At 37.5% G+C, this 16,534-nt stretch carries 13 protein-coding genes; 7 read left to right on the top strand and 6 right to left on the bottom strand.

Features of this window, described 5'->3' with window-relative positions; genetic code table 11:
- Positions 1-20: 20 nt before the first annotated feature.
- The gene (locus tag BWI92_RS04065; protein ID WP_095160855.1) at positions 21-1,304 is read right to left on the bottom strand and encodes a 3-deoxy-D-manno-octulosonic acid transferase; all 1,284 of its coding nucleotides are present in this window, start codon (positions 1,302-1,304) and stop codon (positions 21-23) included.
- A 171-nt stretch (positions 1,305-1,475) separates the two neighbouring features.
- Between BWI92_RS04065 and ytxJ the strand changes: the two genes are divergently transcribed.
- Positions 1,476-1,811 (top strand): bacillithiol system redox-active protein YtxJ, encoded by a 336-nt coding sequence (gene ytxJ / locus BWI92_RS04060; protein ID WP_095160854.1) that lies wholly within the window; start codon positions 1,476-1,478, stop codon positions 1,809-1,811.
- A gap of 226 nt (positions 1,812-2,037) precedes the next feature.
- On the opposite strand, the gene BWI92_RS04055 is transcribed toward ytxJ, so the two are convergent.
- Positions 2,038-2,451, bottom strand: coding sequence for an OsmC family protein (locus BWI92_RS04055; RefSeq protein WP_095161163.1), 414 nt, complete (start codon positions 2,449-2,451; stop codon positions 2,038-2,040).
- 229 nt (positions 2,452-2,680) lie between these two features.
- On the opposite strand from BWI92_RS04055, the gene BWI92_RS04050 reads away from it, so the two are divergent.
- The 4 genes from BWI92_RS04050 to metK all read left to right on the top strand — a co-directional run bounded on the left by BWI92_RS04050 (position 2,681) and on the right by metK (position 7,386).
- Complete coding sequence (locus BWI92_RS04050) at positions 2,681-3,505, top strand: hypothetical protein (RefSeq protein ID WP_141234686.1); 825 nt, start codon at positions 2,681-2,683, stop codon at positions 3,503-3,505.
- Between the two features lie 90 nt (positions 3,506-3,595).
- Entirely contained in the window at positions 3,596-4,471 is an 876-nt protein-coding gene (gene lipA, locus BWI92_RS04045) for a lipoyl synthase (RefSeq protein WP_095160852.1), read from the top strand.
- Between the two features lie 213 nt (positions 4,472-4,684).
- Positions 4,685-5,911 carry a lycopene cyclase family protein gene (locus BWI92_RS04040; protein WP_095160851.1) on the top strand — a complete coding sequence of 409 codons (1,227 nt, stop codon included), beginning with the start codon at positions 4,685-4,687 and terminating at the stop codon, positions 5,909-5,911.
- Between the two features lie 215 nt (positions 5,912-6,126).
- On the top strand, positions 6,127-7,386 hold the full coding sequence (metK, locus tag BWI92_RS04035) for a methionine adenosyltransferase (protein ID WP_095160850.1): 1,260 nt from the start codon (positions 6,127-6,129) through the stop codon (positions 7,384-7,386).
- Positions 7,387-7,459: 73 nt separating this feature from the next.
- On the opposite strand, the gene BWI92_RS04030 is transcribed toward metK, so the two are convergent.
- From BWI92_RS04030 to BWI92_RS04015, 4 genes are all read right to left on the bottom strand, one after another.
- Entirely contained in the window at positions 7,460-8,197 is a 738-nt protein-coding gene (locus tag BWI92_RS04030) for a DUF4377 domain-containing protein (RefSeq protein WP_095160849.1), read from the bottom strand.
- Between the two features lie 209 nt (positions 8,198-8,406).
- On the bottom strand, positions 8,407-10,590 hold the full coding sequence (locus BWI92_RS04025; RefSeq protein ID WP_095160848.1) for a molybdopterin cofactor-binding domain-containing protein: 2,184 nt from the start codon (positions 10,588-10,590) through the stop codon (positions 8,407-8,409).
- A gap of 173 nt (positions 10,591-10,763) precedes the next feature.
- Entirely contained in the window at positions 10,764-11,252 is a 489-nt protein-coding gene (locus tag BWI92_RS04020) for a (2Fe-2S)-binding protein (RefSeq protein ID WP_095160847.1), read from the bottom strand.
- A gap of 252 nt (positions 11,253-11,504) precedes the next feature.
- Positions 11,505-13,913: a DUF5686 family protein gene (locus tag BWI92_RS04015; protein ID WP_095160846.1), complete on the bottom strand. Its 2,409-nt coding sequence runs from the start codon at positions 13,911-13,913 to the stop codon at positions 11,505-11,507.
- Positions 13,914-14,335: 422 nt separating this feature from the next.
- Here BWI92_RS04015 and BWI92_RS04010 point away from each other — a divergent pair, with 422 nt between their 5' ends.
- Positions 14,336-15,832, top strand: coding sequence for an ABC transporter transmembrane domain-containing protein (locus tag BWI92_RS04010; protein WP_310588855.1), 1,497 nt, complete (start codon positions 14,336-14,338; stop codon positions 15,830-15,832).
- A complete protein-coding gene (locus BWI92_RS04005) occupies positions 15,808-16,518 on the top strand; it encodes an ATP-binding cassette domain-containing protein (protein ID WP_095160845.1) in 711 nt (236 codons plus the stop codon). The genes BWI92_RS04010 and BWI92_RS04005 overlap by 25 nt, the downstream gene beginning before the upstream one ends.
- The last annotated feature ends 16 nt before the right edge of the window (positions 16,519-16,534 follow it).

Raw genomic sequence — 16,534 nt, 5'->3', positions numbered from 1 at the left:
TGCAATCACTTTTCAGTGAGTCACTTATTCGTTGTTTGAATAAGATTTTTTACAAAATTGATAATGGTTTGAGTGCTTCCAATATTACTTTTAACATAGGTTAAAATTTTGTCAGAAACCTCTTTTCGTTTGTTGAAATCTTGATATAAACTGGTGAAAATACTTTCAAAAGTTTGAGTGTTATCAATTACCTGAGCACCTCCAATGGCAATCAAATCCATGGCCTCTTGGAATTTGGTATAAACCTTATTTCCAAAAAAGATAGGGAGTCCAAAAGTGGCTGCCTCCAAGGTATTATGTAAACCTTTACCATAAGCTCCTCCAATCCAAGCATAATCGGCGTATTGATAAAGCGATGAAAGCATACCAATATTATCGATAAATAGTATTTCGGCGTTGTTTAGTTCTTTACCATTCAGAGCTTCAGAATAGCGAATACTTGGCTTTTTGAGCTGTTTTTGCCATTGTGCGATTTCTTCTGGATGAATTTCGTGAGGTGCAATGATTACCTTTAATGGATGTGCAAAACTATTGATAAAAGGACAAATTACGTCAAAATCTTGTTGCCAGCACGAGCCAACAATTAAAGTTTGTGTATCGTTCTTAAACTGCTCTGCGATAGGAATTACTCTTTTGTTTTGGGCAATTTGAGCAACTCGGTCAAAGCGGGTATCACCTGCAATACTTACATTTTCTTGAATTTGAATACCAGCTAAAAGAGATGCCGACTTTTCGTTTTGGACAAAAATATGAGTTAATAATCGCAGAATACTACGATTAAATTCACCATAAGATTTAAAGTAAACCTGATTTTCTCTAAATATAGTCGAAAATGAAATACTGGGAATATTGGCTTGTTTGAGACAATTCAGATAGTTATACCAAAACTCATACTTTACAAAAAATGCCACCGTAGGGTTGATAAGTTCCACAAAACGTTTGGCATTACTTGGAGTATCTGCTGGAAGATAGCAAATAATATCTGCGCCTTCGTAGTTTTTCCTAATCTCGTATCCAGAAGGGGAGAAGAAGGTTAGTAATATGTGATGATTGGGAAATTCTTTTTTGTAAGCTTCGATCACAGGACGACCTTGCTCGAATTCACCCAAACTTGCACAATGAAACCATGCAATAGAAAGTGGGCTTTGTGATTTTTGACGAGCTTGTGTTAGTTGATATTCGAGTTTTTCGAAAAGTCCTTCTCGACCCTTGAGCCATAGCTGAGCCTTTTGATTGAAAGGACTTACCAGACGAATTAGCCATTGATACAGCTCAATCGATAAATTATATAGTACTTTTGCCAATGCGTTTTAGAATTGTATCATGAAATTTGAATCAAATTTACTAGTATTTCGTTTAGCAATAAAACAATTCTAAAAGACAAACAACAAAAATACCATAATCATTGATAGAAAAATGATAATTAGGTCATAGATAGGTTATCATTTTGGTATCTGTAACACATATTTTACCCCATGAACTGGAATCAATTAACCACAGTAGAGCAATTACAATCCATTAAAGAAGAGTCATTTAATCAACCAGTGTTGATTTTTAAACATAGTACTCGTTGTTCAATTTCATCTACAGCCTTAAGTCGTGTTGAGCGTAATTGGAAACAAGAAGCCGTTGGTGAATTAAAGCCTTATTATTTGGATTTGATTGCGAATAGACCCGTATCAAATGCCATCGTAGAGGAATTTGGGGTAGAGCATCAGTCGCCACAAGTGATTCTAATCAAGGATGGAGCAAGTGTGTATGATGCTTCGCATTTTGATATTCGTTTTGAAGAAATTGCAGAAACAGTTTAACGATTTCGGATTGGAGATTAGGGCTTAAATAGCTTTTGGGTTCAATCTTTGCAAATCGCTGACATCAGAAATTATAAAGGCTACCTTATGCAAATAGGTAGCCTTTATAGTTTTTATCCTAAAAATATTTGGGTAAAATTGATGAATTTCTTTAAAAATTAGGCAAGTATGCCCTAAGAATACTTTCTAATAACGGATACACTGCTAACAAATAACATCCATTTACCTATAGCCACTGAATATCAATTACTTGTTCGACATCAGGATGAAGGCTCAATGAAACTGGACATTTGTGTGCTGTATTTTCTAATTTTTTAATATGTGCATCGTCCAAGGCAACATTTGTCTTCATTTTCAGGTTAATCTCTAAGCGAGCGATTCTGCGCGGAGGAGTTTGAGACATGATTTTGGTAACCTCAACTTCCGAGCCAGCTAATTCAATACCGTCTCTTTGTGCAACGATTGCCATTGTTGTAAGCATACAAGTACCTGTGGCAGTAGCTACCAAGTCGGTAGGAGAAAATGCCTCGCCCTTGCCCATGTTATCTGTAGGTGCATCGGTAATGAGCTGATTGCCTGATTGTAAGTGAGTAGACTCTGTGCGAAGTTCTCCAAGGTAAGTTGTTTTTACTGTGGGCATATTAATAGAGTTGTTATAATGATTGTAAGAAAAAGGTAATTTTAATTGAAAATAACCAAGCTCCAAAATAAATTGCTTTATATTTCGTATTGCTTAAGAAGCATTGGCTTTTGTTTTTCTTGAATACAAAGGTCAATATTTGTATTACCGAAATTTCCTGTTTACTTTTCCTAAAATTACTCAAAAACCTTGATTTTTGGTGATTTTAGGTTAAAATGAAAAGTTTATCGTGAAAAAAACTACCCAATATTTAGCAATGAGTTTACTGTTGATGACTTGGTCAAATTTGTCTCAAGCACAACGTAGAAATACTCCTGCCAACACAACAACTACAACAACAAAGTCTGCTGCTCCTAACCGTGCGCCCGCTACTAAGCCTAAAAAGGAGGTAGATGAAGAAAATTTTAACTCAATTTTCTCAGTGGGTATCACCACCAACACCAATTCAGGGTTGTTAGGAGGATTTATGGTACGTAAAGAAATCGTTATTGACAACGGTGCGGCGCGTAGACAGATGCATTATTTCAACTTAGAATTGGTGAATGTAGATAATTACCAAGAAAGTACACTTCATGCAGGAGGTAATGGCTCAGGATATGCTTATGGCAAAAAGAACTATTTGTTTGCTTTGCGTCCGCAGTATGGCCGTGAAATAAGCTTATTTAGAAAATCTTCAGATGGAGGTATCAATGTGAATGGGTTCATCGCTGCTGGCCCAACGCTTGGTTTTTTGAAGCCGTATTACGTAGATGTATATTACGGAAGAGGCTATTTGGTAAGCGAACCTTACGATCCCAATGTTCATTCTATCAACAATATTGCTGGAAGTGGAGGCTTTTTTAAAGGATTGGGTAATATGAAATTTACACCGGGTATCAATATCAAAGCTGGTTTGAATTTTGAATTGGATGCTTTTCGTCAAAGCAATATTAGTTTAGAAGTAGGTTTCTTAGCGGATATCTATAGCAAAAAAGTAGAAATTATGGCACTTTCTGATAATCAAAGTGTCTTTACTTCGGGATATTTGACAATTTTCTTCGGGGGTAAAAAGTAAGTTCGTATTTTTGCACATTGTTGAATCAAAAATAGGGTAGAGTTTGTTAGAAGTATAGATCACTTTTTCAACATACCTCAATTTATTGTAATGATAGAACTTCCAGTAGTAGCTACTAGTGCTACCAAGCATAACAAAAAACCAGATTGGTTGAGAGTAAAATTGCCAATCGGTAAAGAATACGCAAAAGTTCGTAGTATTGTCGACGAATATAAGCTACATACCATCTGTCAATCAGGGAATTGTCCAAACATGGGCGAGTGTTGGGGAGCAGGTACAGCAACCTTTATGATTTTGGGTAATGTTTGTACTCGTTCTTGTACATTTTGTGCGGTGGCTACTGGTCGTCCAAACGAATATGATGCTGATGAGCCACGTCGTGTAGCTGAAGCTATTAAGTTGATGGGAGTAAAGCACGCTGTTATTACTTCAGTAAACCGTGACGAATTGAAAGACCGTGGTGCCGAAATTTGGTATCAAACGGTGGTCCAAGTAAAACAAGAGTCTCCAACGACTACGATCGAAACACTTATTCCAGATACAAAAGGTAATTGGGATGCCCTATACCGAATGATTGAAGGCGGTCAAGAGGTTGTTTCTCACAATATGGAAACAGTTGAGCGCTTGTATCGTAATGTTCGTCCTCAGGCAAAATATGCACGTAGTTTGGAACAAACTAAACGTACCAAAGAATTTGGTAAACGTACCAAAACTGGTATCATGTTGGGTCTTGGCGAAACCAAAGAAGAGGTATTTAAAGCGATGGACGATTTAGTGGAAAATGGCTTAGACGTTTTGACTTTAGGACAATACCTTCAACCAACCAAAATGCACCATGAGGTAATTGAGTGGATTCACCCAGATACTTTTGCCATGTACAAAGAAGAAGGTTTGAAAAGAGGTATCCAATATGTGGAGTCGGGTGCATTGGTGCGTTCAAGCTACCATGCAGAAAGACATATCTAAGTATTAGTGCTGAATTATGAATTTTGAGTTTAAATTTTAGCATTTTACGACCTTTTTTGAACAACATACTTCATTTTTGATGGTTCAAGAATTAGATAAAATAGAAAAGCTTTACCTTTAGGTAAGGCTTTTTTTATTCATACTCCTGCTAGGCAGTCAAGAAATATCTAAACAAAGTAACCTTCTTCATGTTACTAAAAGAAAAAGTTATCTATGAGTACAGCATCAGAATCCTATTCGTCAACATATGATTTCATTATAGCAGGTGGAGGCTTGGCGGGTTTGTCGTTGGCATATTATCTATCTCAATCGAGTTTAGAAAACGCTAAGATTCTAATTATTGATCAGTCTGAAAAAAAGGAAAATGACAAAACTTGGTGTTTTTGGGAAGCTCAGCCAACGGCTTTTGACGAAATAGTTAGACAAAAATGGAATGGTGTTTGGTTTCACGGAAGTAGAAATTTTAGCCAGTTTTTACCCATAGATGAATACCAATATAAACTAATCAGAAGTGCTGATTTCTACCAGTTTATCTATAAGGCTATTTCTCGAAAAGATAATATTAGCTTTTTGATTGACAGTGTATTGTCTGTAGAAAAAGATATTGATAATAGACCTCAAGTTAAAACAACACAAGGTATTTTTAAAGCCTCCCAAATAGTTTTTGATAGCACATCTCGTTCGTCATACGATGATCCTCGATATAGTCAAATGCTCCAGCATTTCAAAGGTTGGGTTATCGAAACCGATGCGCCAGCCTTTGATGAAACTAAGCCGACCATGTTTGATTTTAGTGTAGAACAGAACGATGAATGCCGATTCGTATATGTACTACCATATAGCCCTACCAAAGCCTTGGTTGAATTCACGATTTTTTCTGATAATTTATTAGAAGATTCTGTTTATGATGATGAGCTAAAAAGTTATATCTCACAACGGTTAAAAATTACTAATTATCGCATTGAAGAAGTCGAAAAAGGGATAATTCCGATGTCTGATGAGCCTTGTATTCAAATACCCGACGATGGCATTGTGCACATAGGTACTGCGGGGGGCTATGTAAAGGCGTCGACAGGATATAGTTTTACTCGGACACAACGTATTATAAAGAACCTCGTTCGAGATTTGGAGCGAGCAAAAGGTAATTTTGATTCTTTTGAAAAGGAAAAAAAGGCATGGCGGAAAGGTACATATATTCCCAATTGGAAAGCCTTATTAGATAGTATTTTGCTAGACGTAATGCTCAAAAATCGCCATTCGTCAAAGGATATTTTCACTCGTTTGTTTAGTAAAAACCGACCAGCCCAAATTTTGAAGTTTTTGGACGAAGATACAAGTCTATTAGAAGACTTGGCTATAATGCACACTGTTCCGATAATTCCCTTCTTGAAATCGGCATTTGTAGTGATATTTAGAAAAATATGGTTATTTTTAAGATAATTTATCTATAATCTAGTAGTCAACTAAGCTAAATTGTCATTTAAAAATATTAGTTGTAGTTTTGTAATACAATTCTGACCCTTGGCTGTAAGCACTGAGCTAGATACAAGAATTCTGAGAGTTTTTCCTCTTATTTTTGTCGATAATTTCGCTAGTAAGCTTTTGTGCTTGGGTCGAATATTTCCATAGAATTTCAAAAAAAATTAATTGTAGAAATGGCATATCTTTTCACCTCTGAGTCAGTTTCTGAAGGACACCCAGATAAAGTTGCTGACCAAATATCGGACGCCCTTATCGACCACTTCATGGCGTTTGACCCTTCATCAAAAGTAGCTTGCGAAACATTAGTAACCACTGGTCAAGTAATTTTGGCGGGTGAAGTAAATACTAACACTTACTTAGACGTACAGAGTATTGCACGTGAAGTAATCCGCAAAATTGGTTATACAAAATCTGAATATATGTTCGAAGCAAATTCTTGTGGTATCCTTTCGGCTATTCACGAGCAATCTGCTGATATTAACCAAGGTGTTGATCGCAAGAACCCAGAAGAACAAGGTGCTGGTGACCAAGGTATGATGTTCGGTTATGCTACAAAAGAAACCGAAAACTATATGCCATTGGCATTGGATTTGGCTCACAAAATCTTGCAAGAACTTTCTTACATCCGTAACAATGAGCCAGCTTTGATTGGTTATTTGCGTCCAGATGCTAAGTCTCAAGTAACAATCGAATATTCTGATAACAACGAACCTCAAAGAATTGATACAATCGTAGTGTCTACTCAGCACGATGATTTTGACTCAGAAGAGGCTATGTTGGCAAAAATCAAAGAAGATATTATTGCCATTGTTATCCCTCGCGTAAAAGCAAAGTTGACTCCTGAGTTACAAGCTTTGTTTAGGGATGAGATTACTTACCATATCAACCCAACTGGTAAATTTGTAATCGGTGGCCCTCACGGAGATACAGGTTTGACAGGTCGTAAGATTATCGTAGATACTTACGGTGGAAAAGGTGCTCACGGTGGTGGTGCATTCTCTGGTAAAGATCCTTCAAAAGTAGACCGTTCTGCGGCTTATGCTACTCGCCACATTGCGAAAAACTTGGTAGCTGCTGGTCTTTGTGACGAAGTATTGGTTCAAGTTTCTTATGCAATCGGTGTTGCTAAACCATGTGGTTTGTATGTAAACACTTATGGAACTGCGAAAGTTGATTTGACTGACGGAGAAATCGCTCGTAAAGTAGAAGAAATCTTCGATATGCGTCCTTACTTCATCGAACAACGTTTGAAGTTGAGAAACCCTATCTATTCTGAAACTGCTGCTTATGGTCACATGGGACGTAAAAACGAAGTTGTTACAAAAACGTTCAAGTCTCCAGATGGTAAAGTTGTAGAGAAAGAGGTAGAGTTATTTACTTGGGAAAAACTTGACTATGTAGATGCAGTAAAAGCTAAATTTGGTTTGGCTTAGTACTTACAGTTTCGATATTAAAAAAGGCAAAGTCCACGGACTTTGCCTTTTTTTGTTATCAGTAGGATAAAAATTAGCGATAGCTTTCTAATTTCATTAATGGTGTTTGTCCATTAAAAAGTGTTAGTTCTCCACCGACGATATCAAAGCGATTAGCTTTGCCAAGTGCTTCAATAAAACGAGTTTCAGCCTGTAATTTATCGCAAGCCATTTTAGTGCTTATGATTTGGCTGAAGGTAACGTTTGTGCCATTGCTTTCTAAGTCTCCTCTTAATCTGTTACATCCTCCAGTTCCTGAAAATCCTTTTAAGTCTCTCGCAATTGTCAAATAAGCTGACTTCGAATTGGTAGGCTCCCAGGCACTACCTGTGTAGTAAGCAGATAAAATCCATTGTGATGCTAATGGAAGTTTGGGCAATTCGGGTTCTTGCTTAGAAACTACTCTTACTAATGTCCATTTGGTGTCTGGCGCATCGGCAGGAGGGTTTTTAAGCTTTGTTTCTTTTACCTTAATTTGATATTCAAATCCTTCAACAAATTTAAAACGGTCAATTGCGCCTGAGTACGTTTGCCATTCTTCTTGAGGAGCATATTTTACCTGAAAACATTTTAAAGGAGCCACACCATTACAATCGACCTGATGTGGTGCAATCCACACCGATTTGTAATTTCCTCCTCCACTTGAGCGACGAACTACACGGCTTACACGGTGCTTACTACGTTTTGAATGATGTTTTTTGCGACGAGGGCGTGCGTCAACTAATAGGATGCTACTTAATAGAAGCGATAAGGTTAAAATCCAATATTTCATGAAAATATAATGGTTTAAAAAACCTTGTATCTTCACAAGCGGGATGATACAAGGTTTTTGAAAGTAGTCGTATTTACGCAAATTAGTAAAACTCCTTTAGTTTATCGATAACAAATGGTAATTTTCGAATAGTCTGGATAGAATATATTTAAGAGGAGGGATGGTGAAATAAAAAAAGAGGCTACCTTTTGGGGTAACCTCTTTTAGTTTTAACCTATTTCGTCCAAATTGATTGGTAAATTTCGAAGTCGTTTACCAGTCAAGTTGAATATGGCATTACAAAGTGCAGGAGCAATAGGTGGTAAGCCTGGCTCGCCAACTCCTCCTGGTTCTTCGGTAGAATCAATAATGTGAATTTCTGTAGCTGGCATCTCATTGATGCGCATTACGTTATATTCGTGGAAATTGGTTTGTTCGGTGATACCATCTTTAATGGTGATACCATTTTTGATAGCTGCCGTCAATCCCATCACGATATTTCCTTCAGTTTGTGCCTTGATATTATCAGGGTTTACCGTCATACCGCAGTCAATAACTGACACAACTTTTTCAATTTTCACCCCTTTGCCTTGTTTCGAAACCGTAATCGCATGCGCTGCGATAGTACCAAACGAACGAGCCACTGCAATACCGATGGCCTGATTATTAGGTAATTTTTGATGATAGTTCGATTTCTTAGCTAAAGTCTGTAAAACTCTTGAAAAGCGTGGCGAGTCAGCTAACATTTCTAATCTAAAAGCCAGTGGGTCAATCTGCGCAGCATGTGCTAATTCATCCATAAAACACTCTTGACCAAATGCTGTAGTAGATGAATATACCGAACGCCACCAAAGAATAGGAATATCGGTTTCTGCTAGATTGAAAGATAGTTTTCTGTTAGCAATATCATAAGGACTATCTTCAAAATTAGCTGTTTCATGTGCCCAATCATCAGCTTTGTCTTTGAGTGGTACCCCAAATACTTGATGCTGAATCGAAGAACCCACAATTTGGTGATGGTGAGCCACTAAAGCACCTTTCTCATCAATCGCACCCTCCAATCTGTCAAGCATACCCGGACGGAACGGTCCTTGCGTCATATCGTCTTCGCGTGTCCAGATTACCTTAATAGGAGCATTAAGCTGTTTAGAAATATGTGCTGCTTCCATCACATAATCGAAATAGGCTTTTCTACCAAAAGCACCGCCCATAAATGGTACGTTTACTTTTACATTCTCAGGCTTAATTTTTAGGTATGCCGACAACTGTTGAATCAAGCCATCAGGACCTTGAATAGGAGCCCATACTTCTACTTTGTCGCCTTGCACCCATACAGTTGCATTCTCTGGCTCAAGAGGAGCATGCGCCAAGAAAGGTGTTTCATAAGAAGCTTCAAGTTTTTTACTCGCTTTTTGGAATGCACCTTTAAAATCACCTGCTTTTTCTGGATAGTCTATTCCTTCTTGTTTGGCTAACTGGCGAAGATTGGCATAATAAGCATCCGTCGAAATTTTGTCTGAACCCTCAGCATCCCATTGTATTTTAAGCGCTTTTCTTGCTTTCAAGGCAGCCCAATAAGTATCAGCAACGACTGCAACAGCTTCTACGGCACGGTGAGGCATTTTGCGTTCGGTTTTTACGACCTTTTTCACACCTTTTACCTTCAGCGCTTCTGCACTATCAATACTCTTTACTTTACCTAAAATAGTTGGAGAGCGCTGGATACTCGCATACAACATGCCTGGCACTTCGGCATCGATGCCAAAAACTGCACTACCATTAATTTTAGAAGGAATCTCTGGTCTTGGAACTGATTTTCCTAAAAGTCTGAAGTCTTTCGGGTCTTTGAGTTTAGGGTTTTTAGGCACTTCTAATTTTGAAGCCTCTTCCACTAATTCTCCATAAGTATAAGACTTGCCAGAAGGCTTGTGATATACTTTACCAAGTTGAGCGTAACAATCCGAAGTAGGAACATTCCATTTTTTGGAAGCAGCTGTAATCAACATTTCTTTTACCGCTGCACCAGCTTTACGCATAGGTTGCCAGCGTGTGCGAATAGAAGACGAACCACCAGATAACTGTGCACCATACTTACCTTGACCGTCGGTATTACGGATTTGAACTTGAGATAAATCTACCTCCAGTTCCTCAGCCAGTAATAGCGGTAAAGATTGATAAGTGCCTTGCCCCATGTCTGGACGAGCGTTAAATAAGGTTATTTGCCCATCGTCACTGATCAAGATATAAGGATTGAGTTCTAGTCCTGCTAATGAACTCGTTGTGTCAATTTTGGTAATGGTTGCAGCTTGTCCTTGTTGCCAAGGCAACGAAAAGCCGATAGCCAACAAAGCCCCAACTTTTCCCGTAGATTTCAAAAAGTCTCTACGACTTGAAGATTCTAATGATTTTGTCATGATAGTTTGAGAGTTGAAGGTAAACAATGGTTTTAGTAAGTGAGTGGGCAAAATAAACTGTTAGGCTTTTGGTATTCAGCTATGGGCAGTCGGCAATATATTTCTGTGTTATTTTAAATGCCTAATCCCTAGAGCTGAGAGCCTAAAGCTGATTTTGCCTAAGTACAATATTCTTATCTACCAGTTGTATTACCTGAATCTTTCATTAATTCTGCCGCACGGTGAATCGCTTTGCGAATACGTGGATAAGTTCCGCAGCGGCAAATATTACCAGACATAGCCTCATCGATATCCGAATCACTAGGATTTGGATTTGTTTTCAAAAGTGCCACAGCAGACATAATTTGTCCTGATTGGCAATAACCACACTGAGGTACTTGAGCTTCAATCCATGCTTTTTGTACAGCATGATCAGTGTTGTTAGAAATTCCCTCAATAGTAGTGATTTTATTGGTTGCCTTTACTGTAGAAACTGGCGTTGAGCATGAACGGATTGGCTGTCCGTCCAAATGAACGGTACATGCACCACAAAGTGCCATTCCACAGCCAAATTTAGTGCCTTTCAAACCCACGTAGTCACGAATCACCCACAAAAGTGGAGTGTCAGGATCAGCATCTACAGTATATTTTTTGCCATTTACAGAAAGATTGTACTTTGCCATGATGTGCGAAAGTTTAGGAGTTGATTAGTATCTAGAAGGATAGTGTTTGTAAAAGCAAGACGAAAGTCGTCTGACTTTATCTTTAACATTTATAAAAATACAATTTGTCCTTATTTTGTTCAAATTTTTTAGATGAAACACAAAGGATTTCAGCTTGCGGATGTTTGATTGGAGATTTGTTACAATATAAAGATAAAAAAAGAGACGCAATTCCTTACGTCTCTACAATTTATCAAAATCAATAATGCCATATTACCAGTCAGGTGTTACACCTCCACGTACTCTTGAGTTGAGAGAAATACGAATGATAGGGGTAATTCTTGAGGTTGGGGTATCCTTTGTGAAAGTACCATTTTCAAGTCGGTAGCCAAATTCTAAACGGAAAATACGAGCAATACCATCGATACCATAGCCAAATTCTGCATAGTGAAAATTCTTGTTGGCTGTATACATATAGTTAGCAAAGAACTCTTCACGTAGTGCCAATTTTCGTGCAATATTTAGTCTTGAAATTAGAAATTTTCTCATTCCAACCATGGTCATAATATCGATGTAAGTGCCATTTGTGGAATACAAATATGGATCAATGAATTTCTTACTTGCCCCCCAAATATAGTTATCATAAAAACCTACTAATCTGTGTGTGGTAAGCATATTTCCAATCGAAATCATATTGTTATTGCCATTAAAATGCTTGTAGTCGGCAAAAGTCATATTCTTTACATCGAAAAATGTACCAACTTGTGCTATGTAATTAAAGTTGGTATTGAGCGATATTGGAAAGTTATGAGTAATCCCCAATTCAACGGTATGAAAGTCAATGTCTGTATTAAGAACCTCGCTGAAGGCACCACGATACTTGAACATAATTAATGGCGACGAAGACAAATCGACCATTCTGATATTGTTGCGGTATTGCTTTTTGAGCGTAGGGCGATAGTTTACCTGAAAACTGACCGAAAAAGCTGTATTGGTTTTAAATTCGGTATTGCCAATTTCTTTATTTTCTGGGTTGTTAGGCAAATACGGCGTATTCTGGAAGTTAATCCAGTAATAATTGGTTGTGTTTTCCAAAGGAAATCTTCTTGCCCATTCCGCCGAACCACGAATGGCAAAGGCATTTGAAAGTCTTTCAACTAAACTAAAATTGATAAACTCTTTCTCGTAAATTTTTACGTAATTTTTCTTTAATAATAATGTCGATAATGAGTTAAGATCAAAGGCAATCGGTGTATCCACATTGTATTGCGATACAAACTTCCCACCAGTAATACTGATGTCGTCTTGTTGGGTTTTCCAACGAAGCTTAAGAGTTCCTGATGACTTATTTAAGTTGTAAGAATATCGCCAAGTTGGGTCTATTTCAAACCAATCATAACGAGCTTTTCTAAAACGATACAAAGCGCCCGTATTTTGAACGAATCCTTCAACAGTGTTGAAGTTAAAGTCTAAAACGGGAGATTTATAGTAAATTTCGTGTGGGTAAAAACCTCTTGTATTATCTCCCCAAAAATACGAGCGACTAAATAAAATACTTCCGACACCAAACTTGAGGTTGGCTTGACGATAGGTAGCATACTCGTCAGGTTGCGGAGGCAATGTTGATTTGGAAATCGCCGAAATAGAAAGTTGTGGGAGGTAGTTTTTTGTTTGATACGCTTTTTTTAGATTGTCCCACCATTCTTGTGATTGTGATTCGGGCAAAATCTCCAAGTTTATTTTATCATATCTTTTCAAGCCCGACCCAATATTAGCGTCGCTCCACGTATTTTCGAGATTAGCACCAAGCGTACCTATTACTTGCTTAAACTGCTGTACTTCGAAGTTACGCTCTTGAATATTATAAACTTCACGAAATTGATGTTCAGCAGGTCTCTTGATAGGCTCGATGTTTCCTAGCTGATAATTCCAAACATGTGCTACATACTGGTATTCGCCCTGAAATCCCATGAGTTTACCAGTGGTAGATATTTGATATTTTAGAGGAAGAACTACTGATTGAATAGATTCAAAATCTATTTCAAAGTGATATTGAATCGCATAATGATTTACTGAAACATCTAATCCGACAATCCATCCTTCGTCTTTAGACAACGCAATTTTTCCAGAAAAAACTTTTTCGTCATTATTACGTTTGGGGATAATTTCAAACCAATCTGCTTCTTTTCCAGCAAGAAATGCATTACCTATCCACTTAAAATCATAAAAGTGAAAAGCCTTAGGAGAGAGTGGAGAAATAGCTTTTGGCCCCACCTCAGCTTTATAGAAATTAGGGTTTACAAACTTGTCAGCACGAGCTTCTGCATGATAATTGTTACGAGTAGCTTTAAAATCAAATACATAATTATAGGCAGTGTCTACACGAAACTTTCCATAAGATTCTGATTGATACGCTAAATGGTCTTCTATTCCCTCTTTTTTGAGAGGACCTTTCCAAATACTTGGGATATGATTCCATTTCCCTGTATTTTGAATAAAAACCTCAGCAGAAAAATTGGCTTGTTTTTGGTCATGCTTGCTAGCATTCAAAATAGCTTTTTCTACAGCTTGACGAGTAAATGATGAGGAATCAGTCGTATTGATTTGAAAGGCATTGACAGTATAAACTTGGCAGCATATAGATAATAGTAATATCAGTGGCCGAATGAATTCTTTAAACATAAGGACTTGCAAAGCAAGGCTTTGCCTCAATGGTTGATATGGAGCTTATCTCCAAAATTTAATAAACGGAAAATTACCCTCTTTTAGTTTTGTTTATCTGAAAAAAAGGTGATATTTAGTTAAAGAAAATTTAAGTGAAAAAACTTATTTTTTCATGAAATAATACCATTACTCTTAATCTAGGACTAAATTACTAAATAATAAAAGGCAAAGCAAATTTATGCACCTCTTCAATAACCCTCAATGATAAAGCTCATGCGAAGAATAAATTCTAATATAAGATTAATGTCGGTCTCCCAATTGCAAGTAAAATAATAAGTAATTTTGTGCGTTCGACTTTATTTAGATTCTTTCCAAACTGTTCGAACAAGCTAATAATTCGTTGTTAGTGAACAATTAACCTTTAAAAAACCAACAACCACATGCAAAGCACTCAGTTAAGCCTTATCGTTAAGAAACTGACCGAGTTTTACGGCACTGAATTTAACAATTTCACATACCAGTCATCACTATCGCCGACTAAAACTTACGCTAAGGATAGTATCAACGACTTTGTGAATGACCTTATCCAAGAGGCCAGAAAACAACAGTTTTTAGTAGTCGAAAACTACGCTAATGCCAAAGAGTTCCACGTTCTAATCGAGCAAAGCTCTCATCCAATTATATTTTTTGATGATTCTCAAGGAGAGATTAGACCAATTTTAGCAGCTAGAAAACTCAAAGATGATGAGTCATTCTTTTGGCGTATTTTAGAAAATGAAACAGAATCGATTTCGTCGTCTTCATCTTTTAGACCAGCAGTCGTTTCAAATTCTCCTGACAAGTCTAATAACGGGAAGGTGAGATTTTTGAAAGTCTTTCCCCTCGAAAATATTGCAGAGGATAATGCCTTCGAGCAGTTATCTCCTGTACAGAGGCTGTTTAATATGCTTCGTAAGGAGAAAAAAGATATCACCACTATCTATATCTATGCCATTGTAGTGGGTATCATTAGCTTAACCTTGCCACTAGGCATTCAGGCTATCATTGGGCTTGTCTCAGGAGGTCTATTCTTTAGTTCTGTTTATGTCTTAGTCGGTGTCGTAATACTTGGAATTGTCTTTTCGGGTATCCTACAAATTTACCAACAAACGCTTGTCGAAATTCTTCAAAGAAGAGTTTTTGCCAAAGCTGCCTTCGAATTTACCTATCGTATCCCTAGAGTCAAATCTGAATCTTTATTAGGGGTCTACGCACCAGAGTTAATGAATCGTTTTTTTGACATTCTCAATGTTCAAAAAGCACTTCCCAAAGTACTTATCGACGTAACAGCAGCCGTAATCCAAATTGTGTTTGGTATTATATTGCTATCGCTTTATCACCCTTACTTCATTGCATTTGGGGCTATTACGGTCGTTGTTGTATCGTTAGTAGTCTATTATAATGCACCCAAAGGACTTGAGACCAGTTTAATTGAATCAAAGTATAAGTATAAAGTAGCGCAATGGCTTGAAGATATTGCTCGTACTTTGTATGCCTTCAAATCTGCTGGATCCACCAATTTGCCTATGCAACGCATGGACCATTTGGTAAATAATTATCTTAAGTATCGTAAAAAACATTTTAACGTATTGCTAATCCTTTTTGGAAATGCAGTATTCTTCAAAGCATTTATTACGGGTTTACTCCTAGTGTTGGGTACTGCCTTAGTTATCGACCGACAAATTACGCTTGGGCAGTTTGTTGCTTCTGAAATTATCATCGTATTGGTGGTAAACTCTGTCGAAAAATTGATTGGTAGTATCGAAACAGTTTTTGATTTGTTGACAGCCGTTGAAAAAATGGGAACTGTTACTGATCTTCCTTTAGAGCGTCAAACGGGCTTAAACTACGATTTAACCAGCATTCCGAAGGAATGGCCATCAAGTTGCAAAACTTGAGTTATAAATATCCAGATGGAAATAAAAAGGTATTGAGAAACTTGAATTTGGATGTGCGTCCAAACGAAAGTATTTGTATTACTGGTACCAATGGATCAGGTAAAGAAACTTTGCTTAAAATCTTATCTGCGATTTTTACTGAGTACGAAGGCTCTGTTTCTTACAATGGTATTTCGATTCGTGATTTGGACTTAAATGCCGTTCGTGATGCAATTGAGCGCAACCTTGCTGTGGACTTGATTTTTGACGGTTCATTAATCGACAACATAGTAATGGGACGCAAAAATATCACTTTCGAAGATTTGCAGTGGGCGCTCCGAAGTCTCAATATGCAAGATGTTATAGCTGAGCTACCTGATGGACTTAGTACCCAAATGATTGCTGGAGGCAAGCGTTTTTCAGAAAGCTTTATCGCCAAAGTATCAGTGGCTAGATGTGTAGTTGAAAAGCCAAAATTGCTGATGATTACCGATATCTATCGTGAGCTACACAAGGCCGAGCGAATGAAATGTATCTCATTTTTGACCGATAAACAAAATCCTTGGACCTTACTCACCATCTCGAATGACCCAATGGTGATGGCAACTTGTGATCGAGTTTTAGTAATGAATGAAGGCGAAATTGTATTGGACGGCCCATTTGAGGAGCTTATCAAAAACGATAAGTTTATGTCATTGGTGGATTAGTTGTTGAAAAAAAGGT

Source organism: Flectobacillus sp. BAB-3569 (assembly GCF_002270355.1).
Lineage (GTDB): Bacteria > Bacteroidota > Bacteroidia > Cytophagales > Spirosomataceae > Flectobacillus > Flectobacillus roseus.
This window is presented reverse-complemented; position numbering and strand designations above follow the sequence as displayed.